We start from the raw sequence: 21,936 nt of genomic DNA, 5'->3' as shown, positions 1-21,936 counted from the left end.
CATGTTTAGCGAAATCATGCGTTATATCCTCGATCTTGGTCCGACGGTGATGCTGCCGATCGTGATCATTATCTTCTCCAAATTACTGGGGATGAAGCTCGGGGATTGTTTTAAATCTGGTCTGCATATCGGGATCGGTTTCGTCGGTATCGGGCTGGTCATTGGCCTGATGCTCGACTCCATCGGCCCGGCGGCAAAGGCGATGGCGGAGCATTTCCAGATTAATCTTCATGTGATCGATATCGGTTGGCCGGGTTCATCACCGATGACCTGGGCGTCGCAAATCGCCCTGGTGGCAATCCCGGTGGCCATCGTGGTCAATATCGTGATGCTGGTTACCCGTATGACCCGCGTGGTGAACGTCGATATCTGGAACATCTGGCATATGACCTTTACCGGCGCGATGCTGCACATCGCTACCGGGTCGTACTGGATAGGTATTCTCGGCGTGGTGGTGCATGCCGCCTTTGTGTATAAGCTGGGCGACTGGTTTGCCAAAGATACCCGCGATTTCTTCGGCCTTGAGGGTATTGCGATACCCCACGGTAGTTCGGCGTATTTAGGGCCGGTTGCTGTCCTCGTGGATACCATCATCGACAAGATCCCCGGCCTTAACCGCATTCACTTTAGCGCCGATGACATTCAGAAACGCTTCGGTCCCTTCGGTGAACCGGTTACCGTTGGCTTCGTCATGGGGCTGGTGATTGGCGCGCTGGCGGGCTACGACCTGAAGGGCATTCTTCAGCTGGCGGTGAAAACCGCAGCGGTGATGCTGCTGATGCCACGGGTGATCAAGCCGATTATGGATGGCCTTACGCCGATAGCCAAACAGGCGCGTAAGCGTCTGCAGGCCAAATTTGGCGGCCAGGAGTTCCTGATTGGTCTCGACCCGGCGCTGCTGCTCGGCCATACCTCGGTGGTCTCGGCCAGCCTGATCTTCATCCCGCTGACCATTCTTATCGCCGTCGTGGTTCCTGGCAACCAGGTTCTGCCGTTTGGCGATCTGGCCACCATCGGCTTCTTCGTGGCAATGGCAGTGGCGGTACATCAGGGTAACCTGTTCCGCACGTTGATTTCCGGGGTCATCATTATGGGTATCACCCTGTGGATCGCCACCCAGACGATTGGCCTGCACACCCAGCTGGCGGCAAACGCCGGGGCCCTGAAAGCCGGCGGCATGGTGGCCTCAATGGACCAGGGTGGTTCGCCGATTACCTGGCTGCTGATCCAGCTCTTTACCTGGCAAAATGTGGTTGGCTTCGCGGTCATCGGTATCATTTATCTGGCCGGCGTTTTACTAACCTGGCGTCGCGCTCGCGGCTTCATCGCGGCGGAAAAAGCAGAAAAAAGCGCTGCCCCGCAACAAAGTACAGGCATGTCTTGATCTAAAAGGGGAGCGTTCGCTCCCCTCAATCTTATAGCTGGAGAATGTTATGAAATCAGTGGTAATCCATGCTGAGGGGAACGTCTGCGTTGAAGAACGCCCTATCCCTACGCTGCAAACGGAAAACGATGTCCTGGTCAAAGTAGTCAGTTCCGGATTATGCGGCTCTGATATCCCGCGCATTTTCGCCAAAGGCGCGCATTACTACCCTATTACGCTGGGACACGAATTCAGCGGCTATGTGGAATCCTACGGCGCGGCGGTAACCGACCTGCAGCCCGGCGATGCCGTCGCCTGCGTGCCGCTGCTGCCCTGCTTCCAGTGCCCGCAGTGCCAGCGCGAGTATTTCTCTTTATGTAAACAGTATCAGTTCGTCGGCTCACGCAGCGAAGGCGGCAACGCCGAATATGTGGTGGTAAAGCGCGCCAACCTGTTCCGCCTGCCGGACCAGATGCCAATTGATGACGGCGCGTTTATCGAACCGATAACCGTCGGCCTGCACGCTTTCCATCTGGCGCAGGGCTGCGAAGGTAAAAACGTGATTATTATCGGTGCCGGCACCATTGGCCTGCTGGCGCTGCAGTGCGCCCGCGAACTGGGCGCCAACAGCGTCACGGCGATCGATATCAATCCGCAGAAACTGGAACTGGCCAAAACCCTTGGCACAACCCGTGTGTTCAACAGCCGCGAGATGAGCGGCCAGGCGATTCAGCAGGCGCTGGAAGCCATTCAGTTCGACCAGTTAGTCCTCGAGACCGCCGGTACGCCGCAGACCGTCGCATTAGCGATTGAAGCCGCCGGGCCGCGGGCGCAGCTGGCGCTGGTCGGCACGCTCCATCACGATTTAACCCTCCCGGCCGCCACCTTCGGGCAGATCCTGCGCAAGGAGTTGAATATTGTCGGTAGCTGGATGAACTACTCTGGCCCGTGGCCAGGAGAAGAGTGGCAAACGGCCACCCGCCTGCTGACAGAAAAACGCCTGCAGCTGGCGCCGCTGATCGCCCACCGCGGTGACGCGGAGAGCTTTGCGCGTGAAGTGCAGGCGCTCAACGGCGCGCCGATGCAGGGCAAAATCCTGCTCAAACTCTCCTGACCGCCCGAGCCAGCCCTCGGCGCTGGCTCATCAAACCTTTCGAAAATTATCGTTCAACTTTCGTTACCCTTCGATTACACTGAGATGAGTTAATTATCAGGCAAATCAAGATGAACTCATTTGAACGAAGGAACAAAATCGTCGATATGGTGAATACGCAGGGTAGCGTATTGGTTCTAGACCTTTCGAATCTCTTTGGCATCTCTGAGGTAACGATTCGCGCCGATCTCCGCTTACTGGAAGAGAAAGGGCTGTTAACCCGTTTTCACGGCGGCGCCGCCCGTGCGGGCAGCGACCTGACCGACGCCGAAAATCAGGAAGTGGTACTGGAAGATCGTTATCAGCTTGCCAGCGATCCCAAAAAGCGCATCGCCCAGGCCGCCGCGGCAATGATCCGTGAAGGTATGACGGTGATCCTCGATAGCGGCAGCACAACCCTGCTGATTGCCGAGGCGCTGGTGCGGATGACCAATATCACCGTGATCACCAACAGCCTGCCCGCCGCGTTTACCCTGGCGGAAAATAAAGACATCACCCTGGTGGTATGCGGCGGTACCGTGCGGCACAAAACGCATTCGATGCACGGCACAATTGCCGAACGTTCGCTGCAGGGAATTTGCGCCGATTTGATGTTTGTCGGCGCCGACGGTATCGACGCCACCAACGGTATCACCACCTTTAACGAAGGTTACTCCATCAGCAGCGTGATGGCCGCCGCCGCGCATCAGGTGATCGCCGTGCTCGACGCCAGCAAATTCAATCGCCGGGGCTTTAACCAGGTACTGCCGATGGAAAAAATAGACTGCGTGATCACCGACGACGGCATTAGCGAAAATGACCGTGCAGCGTTAAGCAGCAAAAAGGTGGAACTGAAGATAGTGTGATTGCGCTTAGCGGTGCGAAAACTCAGCATTGGTATCGCAAGTGAATCTGCACTTTTCTTCCGACATTTCTTCCGACATGTAGGAGGACGCTCAAGCAGCTCTTCACTATCTGAGGGGCTGCTTGCCAGACTTCAATTGGGTCTACAGGATCACTCCCCCTGCTGCTCCAGGGCATACTTATACAACGCATTTTTCTTCACGCCGTGGATTTCCGCGGCCAGCGCGGCGGCTTTCTTCAGCGGCAGTTCCGCCTGCAGCAGCGCCAGAGTCCGCAGCGCGGCTGCCGGCAGCGCCTCTTCCTGCGCCTTAAAACCTTCGACGATCAGCACCATCTCGCCTTTGCGACGGTTTTCGTCTTCCTTGACCCACGCCACCAGCTCGCCAATCGGCGCGCCGTGGATCGATTCCCAGGTTTTGGTCAGCTCGCGGGCCAGCACCACATAGCGAGATTCTCCCAGTACCGCGCAGATATCTTCCAGACTCTCCACCAGCCGGTGGGTCGACTCATAGAAGATAAGGGTGCGCGGCTCTTCTTCCAGCGCTTTAAGGGTATCGCGACGGCCTTTCGATTTCGCCGGCAGGAAGCCTTCATAACAGAAACGGTCGGAAGGCAGGCCAGCGGCGCTCAGGGCGGCGATAGCCGCACAAGGACCCGGCAGCGGCACGACGCGGATATTGGCTTCGCGGCAGGTACGCACCAGATGATAGCCTGGGTCGTTAATCAGCGGCGTGCCCGCATCGGAGACCAGCGCGATGTTTTGCCCTTCTTTCAGTTTAGCGAGAAGTGTTTCCGCCTTTTGCTGCTCGTTATGGTCGTGAAGCGCAAATAAACGGGCGTTAATCGCAAAATGTTGCAGCAGCAAACCGGTGTGGCGGGTATCCTCCGCAGCAATTAAATCAACGGCTTGCAACACTTCCAGTGCGCGCTGCGTGATATCAGACAGATTTCCTATCGGAGTGGGCACAATATAGAGCTGCCCCTGAGAATTATCCGCTGATTCGTGTTGTTTCATTGTCTCGTCCGTATTGCCGATTTAATATTGAGCATTGAGCCAAAAAAATATCACTGGACACTTATGGTACCGTCAACATTTCTTCGTTCTAAGCCCGCGCGCTGTCTGCCCGTATTGCTGGCGACTCTTCTTTTTGCTGGCTGCGGCACCCACACGCAGGATCAAAGCACGGCGTTTATGCAGGGTACGTCGCAGGCCAACTCCAGTTTCTACTTGCAGCAGATGCAGCAAAGCACGAATGATAGCAAGACCAACTGGCAATTACTCGCCATTCGTGCACTGCTGCAGGAAGGAAAGCAGCAGCAGGCCATCGACCTGTTTAACCAGCTGCCGTCAAACCTGGACAGCACCCAGGCCCGTGAACAGTCACTGCTGGCAATAGAAGTAAAGCTGGCGCAGAACGACTATCAGGGGGCCCGTACTCTGCTGGCTAAGCTTGACCCGGCAAGCCTGGAGCAGCCTCAGCAGGCGCGCTACTGGCAGGCGCAAATCGATGCCAGCCAGGGCAAACCCTCGGTGACTCTGCTGCGCGCCTTAATCGCCCAGCAGCCGCTGCTGAGCGATGCCAAACAGCGCCAGCAAAATATTGACGCGACCTGGCAAGCGCTGACTGCGATGACCCAGGATCAGGCCAATGCGCTGGTGATCAATGCCGATGAAAACACCCTCCAGGGCTGGCTGGATCTGCAGCGGATGTGGTTTGACAACCGCAACGATCCCACGCTGCTGAAAGCCGGCGTCAAAGACTGGCAGACGCGCTACCCGCAAAACCCTGGCGCCAAAATGCTGCCAACGGCGCTGGTGAACATGCAAAACTATAAGCCCGCCTCCATCAACAAGATTGCGCTTTTCCTGCCGCTGAACGGCCAGGCCTCGATCTTCGGCCGCACCATCCAGCAGGGCTTCGAAGCCGCCAAAAACGGCGCGCCGTCGGTGACGGGCAGCGCGGTTCCCGCTCAGGTCGCTCAGGCGGCGAACACGTCCGGTAACGATGACGTGGTAAGCCCGTCGCAGGCGGAAATTAGCGATCTGACGGCTGCCGGAAGTCGCGCCGAACCGGTGCAGGCCCCGGCGCAAACTCAGGCAACGCCAGCGGCGGAGCCGGCGGCTCAGGCGCCGGAAGCGACCACCACGCCGCAGACCACCGCGTCCCCGGTCACCCAGCCGGTCACCGCCCCGGCCGCACAGCCGCAGCCAGTGGTCGCCACCGCCGCCAATCCCTCTGCGGAACTGAAAATTTACGATACCACCAGCCAGCCGATCGGCCAGCTCCTTGCCCAGGCTCAGCAGGACGGCGCCACCCTCGTCGTCGGGCCGCTGCTAAAAGAGAATGTCGAAGATGTTCTCAAGAGCAATACGCCGCTCAACGTGCTGGCGCTCAACCAGCCGGAGAAGGTCGAAGGCCGCGCTAATATCTGCTATTTCGCGCTGTCACCGGAAGACGAAGCGCGTGACGCCGCCCGACACATCCATCAACAGGGCAAACAGACGCCGTTGTTGCTGGTTCCGCGCGGCGCGCTGGGCGATCGTGTGGTCAACGCGTTTGCCGACGAGTGGCTGAAGCTGGGCGGCGCCAGCGTCCTGCAGCAGCGTTTTGGCTCCACGGCGGAGCTGCGCGCCGGCGTTAACGGCGGAGGGGGCATTGCGCTGAGCGGCACCCCAGTCTCCACCCTGCCATCAGCGCAGAACAGCGTCCTCGGCACGGCGGATGAAATGCCGGTTAGCAGCGGCGGCAGCGTCGACGCGGCCTATATCCTCGCCACCCCGGAACAGATTGGCTATATCAAACCCATGATCGCGATGCGCAACGGCAGCCAGAGCAATGTCACCCTGTACGCCAGCTCGCGCAGCGCACAGGGCACCGCAGGTCCGGATTTCCGTCTGGAGATGGAAGGCCTGCAGTATAGCGAAATCCCGATGCTGGCTGGCAGCAACCCGGCGTTGATGCAGCAGGCGCTGTCTGCGGTGCGCAATGACTACTCGCTGGCGCGTCTGTATGCGATGGGCGCTGACGCCTGGTCGCTGGCAAACCACTTCACGCAAATGCGCCAGACGCCGGGCTTCGAGCTGAACGGGAATACCGGCGATCTGACGGCGACTCAGGACTGCGTGATTACCAGGAAACTGTCATGGCTCAAATACCAGCAGGGACAAATCGTCCCGGCCAGCTAAGCAAACAGACCGGCGATGCATGGGAAAACCGTGCTCGCCGCTGGCTGGAAAGCCAGGGCCTGCGTTTTATTGCAGCCAATGCTCGCGAGCGTGGCGGCGAAATTGACCTCATTATGCGCGACGGCGCCGTCACCGTCTTTGTCGAGGTGCGCTACCGCCGCAGCGCTCTGTACGGTGACGCGGCGGCCAGCGTCACCCCGCAAAAACAGCAACGCCTGCTTAAAGCCGCCCGTTTGTGGCTCTGCCGACAGAATGGGAGCTTTGAGACTGTGGATTGCCGTTTCGATGTGGTAGCCTTCACCGGAAACGACATCCAATGGCTAAAAAACGCCTTTGGCGAATAGCGTAATACCAGAAGTAAGGGATCCCGTGCTCGACAGAATCAAAGCCTGCTTTACCGAAAGCATTCAAACCCAAATTGCCGCAGCAGAAGCACTCCCGGACGCCATCTCCCGGGCGGCGATGACGCTCGTGCAGTCCCTGCTCAACGGCAACAAAATCCTCTGTTGTGGTAATGGCACTTCCGCCGCCAACGCACAGCATTTTGCTGCCAGCATGATTAATCGTTTTGAAACGGAACGCCCTGGTTTACCCGCCATTGCACTAAACACCGATAATGTGGTCTTAACTGCCATCGCTAACGATCGCCTGCATGACGAGATTTACGCCAAGCAGGTGCGCGCCCTGGGACACGCTGGCGATGTGCTGCTGGCAATCTCCACACGCGGTAACAGTCGGGACATCGTCAAGGCGGTGGAAGCCGCCGTGACCCGCGACATGACCATCGTCGCGTTAACCGGCTATGACGGCGGTGAGCTGGCGGGCCTGTTAGGTCAGCAGGATGTCGAAATCCGCATCCCCTCACACCGCAGCGCGCGTATCCAGGAGATGCATATGCTGACCGTCAACTGTCTGTGCGATTTGATAGATAACACTCTTTTTCCACACCAGGACGATTAAGGAGAACACATGAAGGCTCTCTCGCCCCTCGCCATCCTGCTTTCAGCACTACTGCTGCAGGGCTGCGTTGCCGCCGCGGTTGTCGGAACGGCAGCAGTCGGCACTAAAGCCGCAACGGACCCGCGTACGGTGGGAACCCAGGTCGATGACAGCACCCTGGAACTGCGCGTCAATAGCGCCTTGTCGAAAGATGAACAGATTAAGAAACAGGCCCGCATCAACGTTACCGCTTATCAGGGCAAAGTCCTGCTGACCGGTCAGTCGCCGACGCCGGATCTCTCTGCCCGCGCCAAGCAAATCGCCATGGGCGTGGAAGGAACCACGGAAGTGTTTAACGAAGTGCGCCAGGGCCAGCCGATTGGTTTAGGCACCGCCTCTTCTGATACCTGGATTACCACCAAGGTGCGTTCGCAGCTGCTGAGCACCGATCAGGTCAAATCCTCGAACGTGAAGGTGACCACGGAAAACAGCGAAGTCTTCCTGATGGGACTGGTGACCGACCGTGAAGGCCGCGCGGCGGCGGATATCGCCAGCCGGGTGAGCGGCGTGTCCCGGGTGACCACCGCCTTTACCTATATTAAATAAAGCTGCAATTTCCCGGCTGGCGCTGCGCTTAGCCGGGCTACCGCCCCCTGTCCGTTGTGAGCCGGGTAAGGCGTAGCCGCCACCCGGCATCCAATCCGGCTATGCGTACGTTTACGGCAAACTACACCAGCGCCAGCGCACCGACAATCGCCCCGCACAGCGCCACCAGTCCGCCAGTCAGCCACAGCGCTTTAGCCGGAAAGGCTTTGCGCAGCATAATCAACGATGGCACGCTCACTGCCGGCAACGTAATCAGCAGCGCCAGCGCCGGCGCAACGCCCATCCCCGCCAGCATCATCGTCTGGACAATCGGAATTTCCGCCGCGGTAGGGATCACAAACAGACAGCCGGCAATCGCCATCGCGATGACCCAGAACAAGGTATTATCCACCACGCCATCGGCGTGCGGGAACAGCCAGACGCGCGCCGCCCCCAGCACCAGTACCGCGAGGATATAAACCGGGATGGTGTTCCAGAACAACGTCCACAGCGCCCGCAGCCAGCGGCTAAAGAAGCCGCCCTGGGCCGCTTTCGCTTGCGCTTCAGGCACCACGGCAGGCTGCGTCGCCGCCTCTTTTACCCATTTCTGCACCAGCGTCGCGACAATCAACACCGTCGCCAGGCCCGCCACCAGGCGAACCAACGCAAACTGCCAGCCCAGCACGAAGCCCATAAACACCAACGTCGCCGGGTTGAGCAGCGGGTTGCCCATCCAGAACGCCAGCGCCCCGCCCATCGACACCTGCTGTTTGCGCATCCCGGCCGCGACCGGCGCGGCGCAGCAGGTGCACATCATGCCTGGCAGCGAGAAAATCGTCCCCAGCAGCGTCCCCTGAAAACGCGATTGTCCCAGGGTGCGCAGCAGCCAGTCGCGCGGGATCAGCACCTGGATCAGCGACCCGAGCAGCACGCCGAGCACCGCCGCTTTCCAGACGGCAAGGAAGTAAACCACCGCGTAGTCCCACGCCGCCTTCAGCGGGTTAGCGTCGGCCTGGGCGAGAATGGATTTACCGATACTGTGGGTTTCCGCAGCGGTGAAGGCTTTCCCGTAGTATGGCTGCCATTTGACGAACCACAGGCCGACAATCACGACGAGAAAGAAAAGCGCGGGCTTCCACCATTGAAATGGTGACGCCGCCTGAGATGAAGACTGACCAGCCATAGCATTCCCCAGCAAGAAATGTGGATATGAATTGAAGCCGTGAATACTACGCCGGAAGCCTGCGTTTGCAAACCGCTATTCCGCCTGCCGCGCGGCACGCTCCCGTAGCTCGGACGATGAGAGAATTTGCACCCCTTCGTGAGTAGACGACAGCGCCTCCGCCAGCAGGGCAATCGCCACGTCGCGGGCCGCAATGGATTTCCAGTTCCCCGGTAAGAGTCGGAACAGCGGTTCGAGGAAGGTCTCATTGGCCCGCTTTTTTTCCCGCTCGCCTGAGAGCATCGACGGCCGGGCAATGGTCAGCCGCGGCCAACCCTGCTCGATCAGCGCCGCCTCCATTTCCCCCTTCACCCGATTGTAGAAAAACGGCGAGTGGGCGTTGGCGCCCATCGCGCTGACCACCAGCATATGTTGCGCACCCAGCCGTTTGCCGGTCAGCGCGGTATCAACCACCAGCGTGTAGTCAGCATGGACAAAGGCCTCTTTGCTCCCGGCCTCCCGGCGCGTCGTTCCCAGACAGCAGAAAACGATATCCACCGGGTCAACCACCTGCGCCAGGGCATCGGTCAACTGGGGATCGTGCGGATTAAAAACCCCTTCCGCCGGCGCCAGTGGGCGACGCGTCGGGGCGGCGATGGCGCTGATGCTCGGCTCATTCTGCAGCAGCCGAAGTAAGTGACCGCCAACTAACCCGGTCGCGCCGGTCAATAATACCTGACTCATTGATTCTCCTTTACAGAATTCTCCGCCTTGCACTTTCGGGCTCATGTTCCAGGCTTAATACCTTACAAGGTAAGTATCCACCATCATCATGGAATTACCTCATTGACCATCCAGATAGCGGAGGAAACATGAGTAAAAAGATAGCCGTGCTCATTACCGACGACTTTGAAGATTCTGAATTTACCTCTCCCGCCGAGGCGTTTAAGCTCGCCGGGCATCAGGTCGTGACCATCGAAAAGCAGGCTGGCAAGACGGTGAAGGGTAAACAGGGAGAAGCAGAGGTCGCCATCGATCGGGCCATTGATGACGTCACACCGGGTGAATTTGATGCCTTGTTGCTGCCCGGGGGCTATTCCCCTGACCAGCTGCGCGGGGATGAACGCTTTGTCACCTTTACCCGCGATTTTGTCAACGGCGGGAAGCCGGTCTTCGCCATCTGCCACGGCCCGCAGCTGCTGATCAGCGCCGATGTGATCCGCGGGCGTAAGCTCACGGCGGTGAAGCCTATCGTGGTGGATGTGAAAAACGCCGGGGGCGAGTTTTACGACCAGGAGGTGGTGGTCGATAACGAACAGCTGGTCACCAGCAGAACGCCGGACGATCTGCCGGCCTTCAATCGCGAAGCGCTACGCCTGCTCGGCGCCGGCATCGCGCCGCCAGTGTAGCTTTTTCCCGAACCCCAGCGTGTTGTCGGTAAACTTGATTTCGTCCGGACGAATCTCCCAAACCGGCGCCGACAACATGCGGGCCACCGGGAAGCGCTTGACGTAGCGCTGACGCATACGCGCCTCTTCGTCGCCGCGCAATCGGCGGATCTCGCCCTGGAACTGCACGCCGCGGATCAGGGCCACGGTTTTTGGCTGGCCGTTGACCGTGCCGGCCACCTTCGCCCGCTCGCCGGTCATCTGGCCGTGGCGGGTGTGCTCATCGCTGAGCAGATAAAAGGCCACGCTATCCGGGTCATAGACGTAAAAGGCGTTCGCACACCACAGCTCGTCGTCGCGGGAGACGCACCAGGTGACGACGTGCTGTTTACTCAGCCAGCGGCCAATGGCGGCAAGCGTATCCATCTTTCTTCTCCATTATGCTATGGTGCCTACACCTTACCATAGTGACTTTATAACCGTGTGCTGGTTTCTGTATCTCATTCGAACCGCGGATAATCGCCTCTATACCGGCATCACCACCGATGTGCCGCGCCGCTTTCGCCAGCATCAGGCAGGGAAAGGCGCGAAGGCGTTGCGCGGCAAAGGCGACCTGCAGCTGGCCTTTAGCCATGAAGTTGGTGAACACTCACTTGCTTTGCGGCTGGAATACCGCATTAAGCAGCTAACGAAGCGCGAAAAAGAGCGCCTCGTTGCCGGAGAAGATACCGTCGAAACCCTGCTGGCAAGGCTCAAAAACGATTAAAGTGGTCGCTGTATTCGACCTGGCCGTGGACACCTTCGAGGGCGTCATCCGCCAGGCGGTGCACCTGGAACGCCTCCGCGCTGTCCGGCCAGCGGCAGCGGAGATCGAAGCGCGCGGCCGGTTCAAAACCAAAGCGACGGTATAACTCCGGGTCGCCCAGCGTCACCACCGCGGCATAGCCAAACTCATTCAGCGAATCCAGCCCTTCATAGACCAGCTGCCGGCCAATGCCCTGTCCACGGTAGCGTTCATCCACCGCCAGCGGCGCCAGGCCGACCCACTGTAGCTCTTCACCTTCCACCGCAACCGGGCTGAAGGCAACGTAGCCGATCACCTGGCCTTCATCATCCGTCGCCACTACCCCCAGCGTGATCAGTCCATCTTCACGCAGATCGTGCACCAGCTGCGCTTCGGCATCGCGGCCGAAGGTACGACGCAGCAGCGCGTCGATTCCCGGTGCATCAATCCCAATTTCCACTCGAATCAGCATGCCTCACCTACCGATGTCTGTTCAGGTTTCTGCGGGCTCTTCAGTCCAGCTTCGACAAAATCCGCCAGTTGCAGCAACATCACGCGCAGCGCTTTGGGCATCTGCTCGAGCTCAATGGCGTCCATCAAATTTTTTACATACAGCCCCAGCTCCGTATCGCCTTCAATAACCAGACGACGCTGGAAGAATAGCGTATCCGGATCCTGCTTGCGCGCGGCGATCATTAACAGATCGCTGGCGTCGGCGCTGAAGCTGACGTCGGCGTCCGCCTGCTGGCTGACCACCAGGCGACCATCGACTACCGAGGTATACCACAGCAGACCGATGTCACGCACATGAATACTTAACCAGCGCCCCTCGAGAAACTCCAGCTCTCCCTCCGCCAGCGCCTGGCGAAACTGCCAACTAAGCACCTGCTCCAGCACCTGGCGCTTGAGGGCAAAAGGCGCCAGCTTAACCGGCACGCTCATTAAAGACGGGCCAAAGTGGACCAGCCGGGAACGCAGTTTATCCAACACAAGCTTTACTCCATGAATGCAATTGTGCCGCTATTGTGCCATATCACATAAACAACATAGCGGCGTAAATCAACAAAAACGCGATGACGGCAGCCCGTTATTGGCGCCGCCAATACACTTTTAACTGCCTCAAATCAAAAATTGTCACCAGAAGGTTAACTAAAATCCCTGCTCGTTAACCATTCAGCGTCCCTGACGGGCCGCATTTTTCAGGAAAAATTATGGAGCTGCTCTGCCCAGCCGGTAACCTTCCGGCGCTTAAGGCGGCCATCGAAAACGGCGCCGATGCCGTCTATATCGGGCTGAAAGATGACACCAACGCCCGCCACTTTGCCGGCCTTAATTTCACCGAAAAGAAACTGCAGGAAGCCGTCAGCTTTGTGCATCAGCACCGTCGTAAGCTGCATATCGCCATCAACACCTTCGCCCACCCCGACGGCTACGCCCGCTGGCAGCGCGCGGTGGATATGGCAGCTCAGCTGGGCGCCGATGCGCTCATTCTGGCCGATATCGCCATGCTGGAGTACGCCGCGGAGCGCTATCCGCATATAGAACGCCATGTGTCGGTACAGGCTTCCGCCACCAATGAAGAGGCCATTCGCTTCTATCATCGCAACTTCGACGTGGCGCGCGTCGTACTGCCGCGGGTGTTATCTATTCACCAGGTGAAACAGTTGGCTCGCGCCACGCCGGTGCCGCTGGAAGTCTTTGCCTTCGGCAGCCTGTGCATCATGGCGGAAGGCCGCTGCTATCTCTCTTCCTACCTGACCGGCGAATCGCCCAACACCGTCGGCGCCTGCTCGCCTGCCCGCTTCGTGCGCTGGCAGCAAACCCCACAGGGGCTGGAATCGCGCCTCAATGAAGTGCTGATTGACCGCTATCAGGATGGGGAAAACGCCGGTTATCCGACCTTGTGTAAAGGCCGCTACCTGGTCGATGGCGAGCGCTATCACGCGCTGGAGGAGCCCACCAGCCTCAATACCCTGGAACTGTTGCCGGAGTTGATGGCCGCCAATATCGCCTCAGTGAAAATCGAAGGCCGTCAGCGCAGCCCGGCCTACGTCACCCAGGTAGCGAAAGTCTGGCGCCAGGCGATCGATCGCTGCAAAGCCGATCCACAGAATTTCGTGCCGCAATCCGCATGGATGGAAACCCTTGGCTCCATGTCCGAAGGGACACAAACCACCCTTGGCGCCTACCACCGTAAATGGCAGTGAGAAACATGAAATATTCATTAGGGCCAGTGCTTTACTACTGGCCAAAAGAGACGCTGGAAAATTTTTACCAGCAGGCAGCAAACTGCAGCGCCGACACCATTTATCTCGGCGAAGCGGTGTGCAGCAAACGCCGCGCTACCAAAGTCGACGACTGGATTGAGATGGCGAAAGCGTTGGCCGGGAGCGGCAAACAGGTGGTGCTGTCTACCCTCGCGCTGGTGCAGGCCTCCTCCGAACTGGGCGAGCTAAAGCGCTATGTCGATAACGGTGAGTTCCTGATTGAGGCCAGCGATTTGGGCGTGGTCAACCTCTGCGCCGAACGCAAGCTGCCGTTCGTCGCCGGGCATGCGCTGAACTGCTACAACGCCGTTACCCTGCGCCTGCTGTTAAAACAGGGCATGGTGCGCTGGTGCATGCCGGTGGAGCTTTCCCGCGACTGGCTGGCTAATTTACTGACCCAGTGCGAAGAGCTGGGCATTCGCAATCAGTTTGAAGTCGAAGTGCTGAGCTACGGCCATCTGCCGCTGGCTTATTCCGCCCGCTGCTTTACCGCCCGCTCGGAAGATAGGCCAAAGGATGAGTGCGAGACCTGCTGCATCAAATACCCAACCGGACGCAGCATGCTGTCCCAGGAGAACCAGCAGGTGTTCGTGCTCAACGGTATCCAGACCATGAGCGGCTATGTCTACAACCTGGGCAATGAGCTGACGTCCATGCACGGCCTGGTGGATATGGTACGCCTGTCGCCGATGGGCAACGAGACCTTCGCCATGCTCGACGCCTTCCGCGCCAATGAAAACGGCGCTGCGCCGTTGGCGCTCACCGGCAACAGCGATTGCAACGGCTACTGGAAACGGCTGCCCGGGCTGGTGCTGCAGGCCTGATAAACCGCTCACTTTGTTAACAGCAGTGATCAGATTTTAATGCATTATTAAAGATGCAGCTTTTCTGGCTGGCGCGTCCTGGATGCGCCAGGCTGGAAGAAGACCTTCAATCTGATGACGATGCTGTAGCAAAGTGAGCCTTTATGACTGACAAATCTGTTCCGTTCTCGGTGCTCGATCTGGCGCCGATCCCGCAAGGATCTTCTGCCAAAGAAGCCTTTACCCACTCTCTGGATCTCGCCCGGCTGGCCGAATCGCGCGGTTATCACCGCTACTGGCTGGCGGAGCACCACAATATGGTCGGCATTGCCAGCGCAGCGACCTCGGTGCTGATTGGCTATCTCGCCGCCAATACCACTACCCTGCATCTGGGTTCCGGTGGCGTGATGTTGCCCAACCATTCGCCGCTGGTGATCGCCGAGCAGTTCGGCACCCTGAACACCCTCTATCCCGGGCGTATCGACCTCGGCCTTGGCCGCGCGCCGGGCAGCGATCAGCCCACCATGCGCGCCCTGCGTCGCCATATGAGCGGCGATGTCGATAACTTCCCGCGCGACGTGGCGGAACTGGTGGACTGGTTTGACGCCCGCGATCCGAACCCGCACGTGCGCCCGGTACCCGGCTACGGGGAGCGAATTCCGGTGTGGCTGCTGGGTTCAAGCCTCTACAGCGCCCAGCTGGCGGCGCAGCTCGGTTTGCCTTTCGCGTTCGCCTCGCACTTCGCGCCGGATATGCTGTTCCAGGCCCTGCACCTGTATCGCAGCAACTTTACGCCCTCCGCGCGGCTGGAAAAACCGTATGCCATGGTGTGCATCAATATCATCGCCGCCGACAGCAACCGCGATGCGGAGTTTCTCTTCACTTCCATGCAGCAGGCGTTTGTGAAGCTGCGTCGCGGCGAAACCGGACAGCTGCCGCCGCCGGTGGAAAATATGCATCAGCTGTGGTCAGCGTCCGAGCAGTATGGCGTGCAGCAGGCGCTGCGCATGTCGCTGGTGGGTGATAAAACTAAAGTCCGCCACGGCTTAGAGTCGATTATGCGGGAAACCGAGGCGGACGAAATCATGGTCAATGGCCAGATCTTCGACCACCAGGCGCGGCTGCATTCTTTCGATTTAGCGATGCAGGTGAAAGAGGAATTGTTGGGATAGTGAGCTATGCGGCATTTTTGCCGCATTTCTTTTCGCCCGCTAAACCATTTTGTGATCGTCTTCATTCATATTTTCGCATAACCCCCGTCTTATTACGTTGAGCGTAATTACATTACCTCTGGCGTAATTGTCCCCCTCATTCAACGGTGTTAATTTTCCTCTGTTTTATTTTTCAACCCTGAATCTGGTAAAAGAGAATACCCATGAGCCAACCAACTGCCCGTGCTATGTGGATCGGCGAGTGCTTATTAAAAGCGCTGTTAATGGAGGTCTCCGCCTGGCCTAAACCCGGCCTTGTTACACCCCATTCACAAGGGGCGCATAAAGATATGGATATCTGGTTATTTATTACCAGCACATCGGCTATTGCCCCCTGTTTTAGCGCCTGCGCCCATGCCGGGGAAAATCATCAGGGCTCACCAGGGGAACTCTTTACAACAATACGTGCCATTGGCATTCAATATGAAAATACGCTGTTGCGGGCAACACAGCAGGTTAATACTCAGCGCGGCATTCTTTTTTCCGGCGCGGTTCTGGCGACAGCGGCAGGATGGCTTTCCGGGCGCGGGAAAACCCTCTCTTATCACGCCTTAAGCCAGTGCGTCGCTGAACTCTGCCGCGATCTCTGCCGTCGGGATTTCTCCGTCCTGACCGAACGCCCGGCGCAAACCCACGGTGAGAAATTGTATGTCGGATTCGGCATTACCGGCGTGCGCGGCGAGGCAGAGCAAGGCTTCCCACTGGTTTGCCAGATTGGCTTACCCGCGCTGCATCAGGCGCTGGACAACGGGCTGGCCTGGCGGGAAGCGCTAATTCATACGCTGCTCACCCTAATGGCCCATTGCGATGACACAACCGTGCTGTTTCGCGGCGGCCAGCAGGCGCTGGCGGAAATGAAGCAATATGCCCGGCGTCTGATGACGCAGGGCGGAATGTTTAACCCTGCGATCGAGCAGGAACTGGCTGATTTTAATTCATGGTGCCTGGATAGGTGGGTCAGCCCTGGCGGTTCGGCCGATTTATTAGCGCTGTGTCTGGCGATGTATTTTCTTTGCCGCCAGCCGCAAGGAGATATGACATAAGGAAGAATATGAACATCTATTTTTATACTTTATTAACGTATGGCTTAACGATTGTAATTTCATTTGCGGTTGTCGGCATCATTGTTGGCGTCAACAAGATGATGAATAAATTAAATATCACCGACGATTAATTTACGAACTTTACCTTTGCCATCAGGAATATAGTTATGGATATCTTTGTTAAGCTCTTTTCGGGCATTGGCACTTTTTTTATAGAAGATCCGAAAATAGCCATTGCACGTTTTCTGCTCATTGTTCTCGGCTTTATATTGGCCTGGATGGGATTCCGCCGTAAGCTTGAACCGTTAATTATGGTGCCGATGGGCCTCGGTATGATCGCGGTTAACGCCGGGGTACTGTTTCTGGCGGGGGGACAAACCGGGACCTTAATTCTCGACCCGATGGTCAGCGAGCCTAACGAGCTGGTAAACCTGATGCAGGTAAACTTTCTGCAGCCGGTCTATAACTTCACCTTTAGCAATGGCCTCATCGCCTGTATCGTTTTCTTCGGCATTGGCGCAATGAGCGACATCAGCTTTATTCTGCTCCGTCCCTGGGCCAGCATTGTTGTCGCCCTGTTCGCCGAGGCGGGAACCTTCGCCGCGCTGCTGCTGGGTATTGAAGTATTCGGCCTGCCTGCCAACGAAGCCGCGTCGATTGCCACTATCGGCGGCGCAGATGGGCCGATGGTGCTCTTTGCCTCCCTTATCCTCGCACCGAATCTGTTCGTCCCCATCGCCATTATCGCTTATCTCTACCTGAGCCTGACCTATGCCGGTTATCCGTACCTGGTGCGCCTGCTGGTACCGAAAAAATACCGTGGCATGGAAGTTGAAATTGAATACCCCACCGTATCGAAGAAAGCGAAATTCATCTTTACCGTCTGCGCCTGCCTGCTGTTGTGCCTGCTGCTGCCGGTCGCCGCGCCGCTGATCCTCTCGTTCTTCCTCGGAATCGCGATTAAAGAAGCGGAGATCGAACCGTTCCAGAAATTACTGGAATCCACGCTGACCTATACCGCAACGCTGTTTCTCGGCCTGCTGCTGGGCACACTGTGCGAAGCGCAAACGATTCTCGACCCGAAAGTGGCCATCATCCTGATCCTTGGTATCGGCGCGCTGGCCATTTCCGCCGTCGGCGCTCTGCTGGGCGGCTGGTTTATCTGGTTTATCTCGAAGGGGCGTTATAACCCGGCTATCGGTATCGCGGGCGTCTCCTGCCTGCCGACGACGGCAAAAATCGCGCAGAAAGAGGTTAACCATGAGAACCCCTACGCCATCATTCTGCCGCTGGCAATGGGTGCGGGCGTGAGCGGTCTGATCGTCTCGGCTATCGCCACCGGCATCTTTATCTCCACGCTATTCCTGCTGAATTAATGGAGTCAACCCATGCTAAAAGAGCACAACTGGCATCAACTCAAGGACGATACGGTACAGCGCCTGAATCAGCTGGCCCCGTATTTCCGTGACGGCAAAATTATCGACGCCAAAGATACTGTCGCCGCGCTGGAAGCCGTTATTCGAAGCTTCGATCGCGTCAATATTGAGGGCAATAACCAGAAACAGGCGGATTTTCTCTCCGAATGCCTGTGCCAGCTTGATCCGCAAAAGATCTCCGGCCTGCATATGGTGCAGTCATCCGTACCGTTGTCCAGCCATCTGGATTTGTTTGAAAAGGGCATCGCTGAAAAGCTCGATTTCGCCTATGCCGGGCCGCAGGATGGCCGTCTGGCGAAGCTGATCCAGGACGGTAAGATTAAGCTCGGGGCCATCCACACCTATCTGGAGCTGTTCAGCCGCTACTTTGTCGACCTCACGCCGCGCGTATCGCTAATCACCGCCTTTGAAGCGGATAAAGACGGCAATCTCTACACCGGCTTTAACACCGAAGATACGCCTGTTATTACCGAAGCCACCCATTTCCGCCAGGGGATTGTGATCGCGCAGGTCAATAAGATTGTCGATAAAGTGCCGCGCGTTGATATCCCCGGCGACTGGATAAATGCGGTGATTGAAGCGCCGCGCCCGTTCTACGTCGAGCCGCTTTTTACCCGCGATCCGGGGCTTATTACCGACACCCATGTGCTGATGGCAATGATGGCGCTGAAAGGTATCTATGCCGAATACGGCGTTGAGCGCATTAACCACGGCATTGGCTTCTTCACCGCTGCCATTGAGCTGCTGCTGCCCACCTACGGCGAGGAGCTGGGGCTGAAAGGCAAAGTCTGTACCCATATGGTACTCAACCCGCATCCGACGCTGATCCCGGCGATCGAAAGCGGCTGGATCCAGTCGGTGCACTGCTTCGGCGGTGAACTGGGCATGGAGAAATATGTCGCCGAACGCCCGGACGTCTTTTATATCGGCCAGGACGGCACGCTTCGCTCCAACCGCGCCTTCGCCCAGGCTGCGGGTCACTACGCGCTCGATATGTTTATCGGCGGCACGCTGCAGATCGATAAGTACGGAAACAGCAGCACCGCCACCGCCAGCCGCGTTTCAGGCTTTGGCGGCGCGCCGAATATGGGCTGCGACGCCAAAGGCCGCCGTCATGCAACGCAATCCTGGCTGAAATGCGGCGAAGAGTTCAAGGCCACCCAACAGCAGCTGATTGGCGATATGCCGCGCGGCAAACGTCTGGTGGTGCAGATGCAGGAAACCTTCCGCGAGAAGCGCCAGCCCGCTTTCGTCGACAAGCTGGACGCCTGGGAACTGGCGGAAAAAGCCAACCTCGCCCTGCCGCCGGTCATGGTGTACGCCGATGACGTCACCCATGTACTGACCGAAGAGGGCATCGCCTATCTGCACCGCTGCGAAGGGCTGGAACAGCGCATGGCGGCCATTCGCGCCGTGGCGGGCTACACCGGCATTGGCCTTGCCGCCGATCCGGCACAGACCGCACAGCTGCGAGAGGCTGGCATTGTCAAAACGCCGGAAGATTTAGGCATTGATCGCCGCCGCGCCAACCGTCAGATGCTGGCGGCGAAAAGCATTCGCGATCTGGTTGACTGGTCTGGCGGACTCTATAACCCGCCCGCTCGATTCCGTAACTGGTAGGGGAAAAGGACATGGCTCTACATCAAATATCACATCATTTCAGCGGCACCCGCGAAAGAGCATCTCTGCCGCAAACCGTGCACTGCGGCGTGGTAGGCTCTGGCGATCTGGAGGTCCTGCTGGAGCCGAAAGCGCTGGCGGGCGGTATTGAAGTCACTATATCCACGCCGGTGACCGGTTTCGATCATATCTGGGAGATTGTGCTGAAACGGTTTCTGGAAAATGGACCGCTGGGCAACATGCAGGTCAGCATCAATGACAATAACGCCACGCCGGCGGTAGTGGCTTTACGAATTCAGCAAGCGTTACAGCAGGCTATGCCGGGAGAAACCCATCATGAATGATCTGCGTTTTCTGGAAGCCAGCGCCCGGGTTCGCGCCAGTTCGCTGGTGGATAAAGGCACCTTTACTGAACTGATCGGCCCGGCGGCCAAGCGAACCAGCCCGCACCTGCCCGTGCTCAATGAGGCGGTTGAATTTGACGACGGTATCGTCACCGGTATCGGCCTGTTGGGCCAGCACCCGGCCATCGTCATCTCCCAGGAGGGGCGCTTTATCGGGGGGGCAGTGGGTGAAGTGGGCGGCGCCAAGATGGTCGGCGCGCTGATGCTGGCGGACGAACTGGCGGCGCAGACCACCGACCCTACCCGCCGCCCGATCGTCCTCATCTCCTTTGAAACCGGCGGCGTGCGTCTGCATGAGGCTAACGCCGGACTGCTGGCCCACGCCGAGTGCATGAACATGCTGCAAACACTGCGCGGTCGCGTACCGGTGGTGGCGATGATTGGCAGCAAGATCGGCTGCTTTGGCGGGATGGGGTTTGTCGCTGCCGCTACCGACGTCATCGTGATGAGCGAATCGGGCCGCCTGGGGCTGACCGGGCCTGAGGTCATCGAACAGGAGATGGGCCGCAGCGAGTTCGACGCTTCTGACCGCGCGCTGGTGTTCCGCACCACCGGCGGTAAGCACAAGTATATCGTCGGCGACTGCAACTATCTGATTGCCGACTCGCTGGCAGCCTTCCACCAGCAGGCCGCGCTGATTGCCGACCTGCCCTGGCCGCAGATTGAAGCCATGCGCCGCATCGGCAGCGAAGCAAAAGTACGCGCCCAGATGGCGCTCACGCAAAAAATCAGCGAGTCAGAGCCATCAGATGCGCGGGATGTCTGGGCGATGGCGGGCAATACCGCGCCCCAGTCTCTGGTGGATATGGATCTCGACACGTTCCTGAGCAACGTTAAACGCCTGCCGGTGGAGGAAGCATAATGGAAAATTTACTCGGCCAGGGCCGCGCCGCTATCGATTTGATTGTTGACGAAAACAGCTTCGAAGAAAACGCGCTGGCGGATCTCGAGCTGCCTTATGAGGATTACGGACCAGGGGCCGTCATCGGCAGCGCCCGCATTAGCGGTGAAGTCTGCACCGTTATTGCTAACGACGCCATGACCTTTAACCCGCGTTTTCCGGTGGTCTACGCCGGGGTTATCGGGCTGGAAGAGGGCTACAAAATGGCGCTGGCGGTCTATCGCACGCTGGCGATGGATAAAGACAAGCCCGTCGGCGAGAAACGTCCGCTGGTGCTGATCGTCGACACTCCCGGCAACGGGCCGGGCAAGCTGGAAGAGATCATCGGCATGAATAAAGCCACCGGTGCCTATCAGCTGGCGCTGGCTGAGGCGCGCCATGCCGGACACCCGATTATCGCGATGGTCATCGGTCGCGCCATTAGCGGCGCGTTTCTCTGCCACGGTTTACAGGCCGACCATATCCTGAGCCTGACGTCGGAATTTGGCACCATGATCCACGTCATGCCGCTGAGCAGTATCGCGCGTATTACCCGTCAGGACGTGGAGCGTCTGAGCGAACTTTCCCGCACCAATCCGGTCTTCGCGGCCGGGCCGGAGTTTTTCTGGCAGTTGGGCGGGGTGGAAGCGCTGATCAAGGCGATCCCGGAGATGAAAGGGACGATCGTTCGCCATATCGCAGAAGTGCGCCAGCAGAAACAGGCGGCTGGCGTGACGGCGACAGGTCCGCAGGGGCGTGGGATCGCAGGCGAAGCGCGCGGCGGCAGAAAAATGCGCAACGTGATTCTGGCGCAGATGCGCGAGGAGTATCGGGCGGTCGCGGCGCGGTATCAACCGGCCTGATTCTG

At 58.4% G+C, this 21,936-nt stretch carries 24 protein-coding genes; 18 read left to right on the top strand and 6 right to left on the bottom strand.

Annotated elements, in window-relative coordinates; all coding sequences use genetic code 11:
- The first annotated feature begins 1 nt into the window (after position 1).
- The 3 genes from ABLU73_RS00685 to ABLU73_RS00675 all read left to right on the top strand — a co-directional run bounded on the left by ABLU73_RS00685 (position 2) and on the right by ABLU73_RS00675 (position 3,361).
- The gene (locus ABLU73_RS00685; RefSeq protein ID WP_004206150.1) at positions 2-1,384 is read left to right on the top strand and encodes a PTS galactitol transporter subunit IIC; all 1,383 of its coding nucleotides are present in this window, start codon (positions 2-4) and stop codon (positions 1,382-1,384) included.
- Between the two features lie 49 nt (positions 1,385-1,433).
- The gene (gene gatD / locus ABLU73_RS00680) at positions 1,434-2,477 is read left to right on the top strand and encodes a galactitol-1-phosphate 5-dehydrogenase (protein WP_114505707.1); all 1,044 of its coding nucleotides are present in this window, start codon (positions 1,434-1,436) and stop codon (positions 2,475-2,477) included.
- 110 nt (positions 2,478-2,587) lie between these two features.
- Positions 2,588-3,361, top strand: a complete 774-nt coding sequence (locus tag ABLU73_RS00675; RefSeq protein ID WP_004206153.1) for a DeoR/GlpR family DNA-binding transcription regulator — start codon at positions 2,588-2,590, stop codon at positions 3,359-3,361.
- Positions 3,362-3,510: 149 nt separating this feature from the next.
- Here ABLU73_RS00675 and rsmI read toward each other — a convergent pair whose 3' ends face one another.
- Entirely contained in the window at positions 3,511-4,374 is an 864-nt protein-coding gene (gene rsmI, locus ABLU73_RS00670) for a 16S rRNA (cytidine(1402)-2'-O)-methyltransferase (RefSeq protein WP_004144878.1), read from the bottom strand.
- A gap of 63 nt (positions 4,375-4,437) precedes the next feature.
- On the opposite strand from rsmI, the gene ABLU73_RS00665 reads away from it, so the two are divergent.
- From ABLU73_RS00665 to dolP, 4 genes are read left to right on the top strand one after another with little or no spacing between them, the layout of a single operon-like run.
- Positions 4,438-6,546: a penicillin-binding protein activator gene (locus ABLU73_RS00665; protein ID WP_064187864.1), complete on the top strand. Its 2,109-nt coding sequence runs from the start codon at positions 4,438-4,440 to the stop codon at positions 6,544-6,546.
- Positions 6,504-6,890, top strand: a complete 387-nt coding sequence (locus ABLU73_RS00660; protein ID WP_004206155.1) for a YraN family protein — start codon at positions 6,504-6,506, stop codon at positions 6,888-6,890. The genes ABLU73_RS00665 and ABLU73_RS00660 overlap by 43 nt, the downstream gene beginning before the upstream one ends.
- Before the next feature lie 25 nt (positions 6,891-6,915).
- Positions 6,916-7,506, top strand: coding sequence for a DnaA initiator-associating protein DiaA (gene diaA, locus ABLU73_RS00655; RefSeq protein WP_002918211.1), 591 nt, complete (start codon positions 6,916-6,918; stop codon positions 7,504-7,506).
- Between the two features lie 9 nt (positions 7,507-7,515).
- Positions 7,516-8,091: a division/outer membrane stress-associated lipid-binding lipoprotein gene (gene dolP, locus ABLU73_RS00650; RefSeq protein ID WP_002918214.1), complete on the top strand. Its 576-nt coding sequence runs from the start codon at positions 7,516-7,518 to the stop codon at positions 8,089-8,091.
- A 121-nt stretch (positions 8,092-8,212) separates the two neighbouring features.
- Here the strand turns inward: dolP and ABLU73_RS00645 are convergent, their stop codons facing one another.
- Together ABLU73_RS00645 and ABLU73_RS00640 are read right to left on the bottom strand one after the other, a co-directional pair.
- Entirely contained in the window at positions 8,213-9,253 is a 1,041-nt protein-coding gene (locus ABLU73_RS00645) for a permease (protein ID WP_004206156.1), read from the bottom strand.
- A 75-nt stretch (positions 9,254-9,328) separates the two neighbouring features.
- Positions 9,329-9,976, bottom strand: coding sequence for an NAD(P)H-binding protein (locus ABLU73_RS00640; RefSeq protein WP_048325826.1), 648 nt, complete (start codon positions 9,974-9,976; stop codon positions 9,329-9,331).
- Positions 9,977-10,104: 128 nt separating this feature from the next.
- Between ABLU73_RS00640 and ABLU73_RS00635 the strand changes: the two genes are divergently transcribed.
- Positions 10,105-10,641: a type 1 glutamine amidotransferase domain-containing protein gene (locus tag ABLU73_RS00635; RefSeq protein ID WP_004206160.1), complete on the top strand. Its 537-nt coding sequence runs from the start codon at positions 10,105-10,107 to the stop codon at positions 10,639-10,641.
- On the opposite strand, the gene ABLU73_RS00630 is transcribed toward ABLU73_RS00635, so the two are convergent.
- Entirely contained in the window at positions 10,603-11,046 is a 444-nt protein-coding gene (locus tag ABLU73_RS00630; protein WP_004206161.1) for a YhbP family protein, read from the bottom strand. The two genes, ABLU73_RS00635 and ABLU73_RS00630, sit on opposite strands and share 39 nt — an antisense overlap.
- Positions 11,047-11,095: 49 nt before the next feature.
- Here ABLU73_RS00630 and ABLU73_RS00625 point away from each other — a divergent pair, with 49 nt between their 5' ends.
- Complete coding sequence (locus tag ABLU73_RS00625; protein ID WP_025999208.1) at positions 11,096-11,386, top strand: GIY-YIG nuclease family protein; 291 nt, start codon at positions 11,096-11,098, stop codon at positions 11,384-11,386.
- Here the strand turns inward: ABLU73_RS00625 and ABLU73_RS00620 are convergent.
- Positions 11,373-11,876, bottom strand: a complete 504-nt coding sequence (locus ABLU73_RS00620; protein WP_004206163.1) for an N-acetyltransferase — start codon at positions 11,874-11,876, stop codon at positions 11,373-11,375. The two genes, ABLU73_RS00625 and ABLU73_RS00620, sit on opposite strands and share 14 nt — an antisense overlap.
- The gene (locus tag ABLU73_RS00615; RefSeq protein ID WP_002918231.1) at positions 11,870-12,394 is read right to left on the bottom strand and encodes an SCP2 domain-containing protein; all 525 of its coding nucleotides are present in this window, start codon (positions 12,392-12,394) and stop codon (positions 11,870-11,872) included. The genes ABLU73_RS00620 and ABLU73_RS00615 overlap by 7 nt, the downstream gene beginning before the upstream one ends.
- 221 nt (positions 12,395-12,615) lie before the next feature.
- Here ABLU73_RS00615 and ABLU73_RS00610 point away from each other — a divergent pair, with 221 nt between their 5' ends.
- The 9 genes from ABLU73_RS00610 (at position 12,616) to mdcE (ending at position 21,931) form a co-directional block, all read left to right on the top strand.
- A complete protein-coding gene (locus ABLU73_RS00610; protein ID WP_004206164.1) occupies positions 12,616-13,611 on the top strand; it encodes a peptidase U32 family protein in 996 nt (331 codons plus the stop codon).
- 5 nt (positions 13,612-13,616) lie between these two features.
- On the top strand, positions 13,617-14,495 hold the full coding sequence (locus ABLU73_RS00605; RefSeq protein WP_114465674.1) for a U32 family peptidase: 879 nt from the start codon (positions 13,617-13,619) through the stop codon (positions 14,493-14,495).
- Between the two features lie 143 nt (positions 14,496-14,638).
- Entirely contained in the window at positions 14,639-15,646 is a 1,008-nt protein-coding gene (locus ABLU73_RS00600; RefSeq protein WP_004206166.1) for an LLM class flavin-dependent oxidoreductase, read from the top strand.
- A 203-nt stretch (positions 15,647-15,849) separates the two neighbouring features.
- Positions 15,850-16,728 carry a triphosphoribosyl-dephospho-CoA synthase CitG gene (gene citG / locus ABLU73_RS00595; RefSeq protein ID WP_043520976.1) on the top strand — a complete coding sequence of 293 codons (879 nt, stop codon included), beginning with the start codon at positions 15,850-15,852 and terminating at the stop codon, positions 16,726-16,728.
- A 167-nt stretch (positions 16,729-16,895) separates the two neighbouring features.
- Positions 16,896-18,104 (top strand): Na+-transporting malonate decarboxylase, carboxybiotin decarboxylase subunit, encoded by a 1,209-nt coding sequence (madB, locus tag ABLU73_RS00590; protein WP_043520977.1) that lies wholly within the window; start codon positions 16,896-16,898, stop codon positions 18,102-18,104.
- 12 nt (positions 18,105-18,116) lie between these two features.
- Positions 18,117-19,784: a malonate decarboxylase subunit alpha gene (mdcA, locus tag ABLU73_RS00585; RefSeq protein ID WP_264923572.1), complete on the top strand. Its 1,668-nt coding sequence runs from the start codon at positions 18,117-18,119 to the stop codon at positions 19,782-19,784.
- Positions 19,785-19,795: 11 nt separating this feature from the next.
- Positions 19,796-20,128 (top strand): malonate decarboxylase acyl carrier protein, encoded by a 333-nt coding sequence (gene mdcC, locus ABLU73_RS00580; protein WP_017899902.1) that lies wholly within the window; start codon positions 19,796-19,798, stop codon positions 20,126-20,128.
- On the top strand, positions 20,121-21,050 hold the full coding sequence (locus ABLU73_RS00575; RefSeq protein WP_264923571.1) for a biotin-independent malonate decarboxylase subunit beta: 930 nt from the start codon (positions 20,121-20,123) through the stop codon (positions 21,048-21,050). Before mdcC ends, ABLU73_RS00575 begins: the two co-directional genes overlap by 8 nt.
- Positions 21,050-21,931, top strand: coding sequence for a biotin-independent malonate decarboxylase subunit gamma (gene mdcE, locus ABLU73_RS00570; RefSeq protein WP_069603430.1), 882 nt, complete (start codon positions 21,050-21,052; stop codon positions 21,929-21,931). The genes ABLU73_RS00575 and mdcE overlap by 1 nt, the downstream gene beginning before the upstream one ends.
- Positions 21,932-21,936 lie beyond the last annotated feature (5 nt).

It is taken from the genome of Klebsiella sp. GG_Kp175, from assembly GCF_040062325.1.
GTDB lineage: Bacteria > Pseudomonadota > Gammaproteobacteria > Enterobacterales > Enterobacteriaceae > Klebsiella > Klebsiella quasipneumoniae.
The sequence above is the reverse complement of the archived record's forward strand: the minus strand, read 5'-3'. Positions and strand labels throughout refer to the sequence as shown.

Excerpts from the sequence above, each read along its gene's own strand:
- mdcA (WP_264923572.1), top strand. The coding sequence starts at position 18,117 with ATGCTAAAAGAGCACAACTGGCATCAACTCAAGGACGATACGGTACAG.
- ABLU73_RS00610 (WP_004206164.1), top strand. The coding sequence starts at position 12,616 with ATGGAGCTGCTCTGCCCAGCCGGTAACCTTCCGGCGCTTAAGGCGGCC.
- dolP (WP_002918214.1), top strand. The coding sequence starts at position 7,516 with ATGAAGGCTCTCTCGCCCCTCGCCATCCTGCTTTCAGCACTACTGCTG.
- ABLU73_RS00600 (WP_004206166.1), top strand. The coding sequence starts at position 14,639 with ATGACTGACAAATCTGTTCCGTTCTCGGTGCTCGATCTGGCGCCGATC.
- rsmI (WP_004144878.1), bottom strand. The coding sequence starts at position 4,374 with ATGAAACAACACGAATCAGCGGATAATTCTCAGGGGCAGCTCTATATT.
- ABLU73_RS00635 (WP_004206160.1), top strand. The coding sequence starts at position 10,105 with ATGAGTAAAAAGATAGCCGTGCTCATTACCGACGACTTTGAAGATTCT.
- ABLU73_RS00675 (WP_004206153.1), top strand. The coding sequence starts at position 2,588 with ATGAACTCATTTGAACGAAGGAACAAAATCGTCGATATGGTGAATACG.
- madB (WP_043520977.1), top strand. The coding sequence starts at position 16,896 with ATGGATATCTTTGTTAAGCTCTTTTCGGGCATTGGCACTTTTTTTATA.
- ABLU73_RS00645 (WP_004206156.1), bottom strand. The coding sequence starts at position 9,253 with ATGGCTGGTCAGTCTTCATCTCAGGCGGCGTCACCATTTCAATGGTGG.
- ABLU73_RS00605 (WP_114465674.1), top strand. The coding sequence starts at position 13,617 with ATGAAATATTCATTAGGGCCAGTGCTTTACTACTGGCCAAAAGAGACG.
- citG (WP_043520976.1), top strand. The coding sequence starts at position 15,850 with ATGAGCCAACCAACTGCCCGTGCTATGTGGATCGGCGAGTGCTTATTA.
- mdcC (WP_017899902.1), top strand. The coding sequence starts at position 19,796 with ATGGCTCTACATCAAATATCACATCATTTCAGCGGCACCCGCGAAAGA.
- ABLU73_RS00620 (WP_004206163.1), bottom strand. The coding sequence starts at position 11,876 with ATGCTGATTCGAGTGGAAATTGGGATTGATGCACCGGGAATCGACGCG.
- gatD (WP_114505707.1), top strand. The coding sequence starts at position 1,434 with ATGAAATCAGTGGTAATCCATGCTGAGGGGAACGTCTGCGTTGAAGAA.
- ABLU73_RS00630 (WP_004206161.1), bottom strand. The coding sequence starts at position 11,046 with ATGGATACGCTTGCCGCCATTGGCCGCTGGCTGAGTAAACAGCACGTC.
- ABLU73_RS00660 (WP_004206155.1), top strand. The coding sequence starts at position 6,504 with ATGGCTCAAATACCAGCAGGGACAAATCGTCCCGGCCAGCTAAGCAAA.
- ABLU73_RS00575 (WP_264923571.1), top strand. The coding sequence starts at position 20,121 with ATGAATGATCTGCGTTTTCTGGAAGCCAGCGCCCGGGTTCGCGCCAGT.
- ABLU73_RS00640 (WP_048325826.1), bottom strand. The coding sequence starts at position 9,976 with ATGAGTCAGGTATTATTGACCGGCGCGACCGGGTTAGTTGGCGGTCAC.
- mdcE (WP_069603430.1), top strand. The coding sequence starts at position 21,050 with ATGGAAAATTTACTCGGCCAGGGCCGCGCCGCTATCGATTTGATTGTT.
- ABLU73_RS00665 (WP_064187864.1), top strand. The coding sequence starts at position 4,438 with ATGGTACCGTCAACATTTCTTCGTTCTAAGCCCGCGCGCTGTCTGCCC.
- ABLU73_RS00685 (WP_004206150.1), top strand. The coding sequence starts at position 2 with ATGTTTAGCGAAATCATGCGTTATATCCTCGATCTTGGTCCGACGGTG.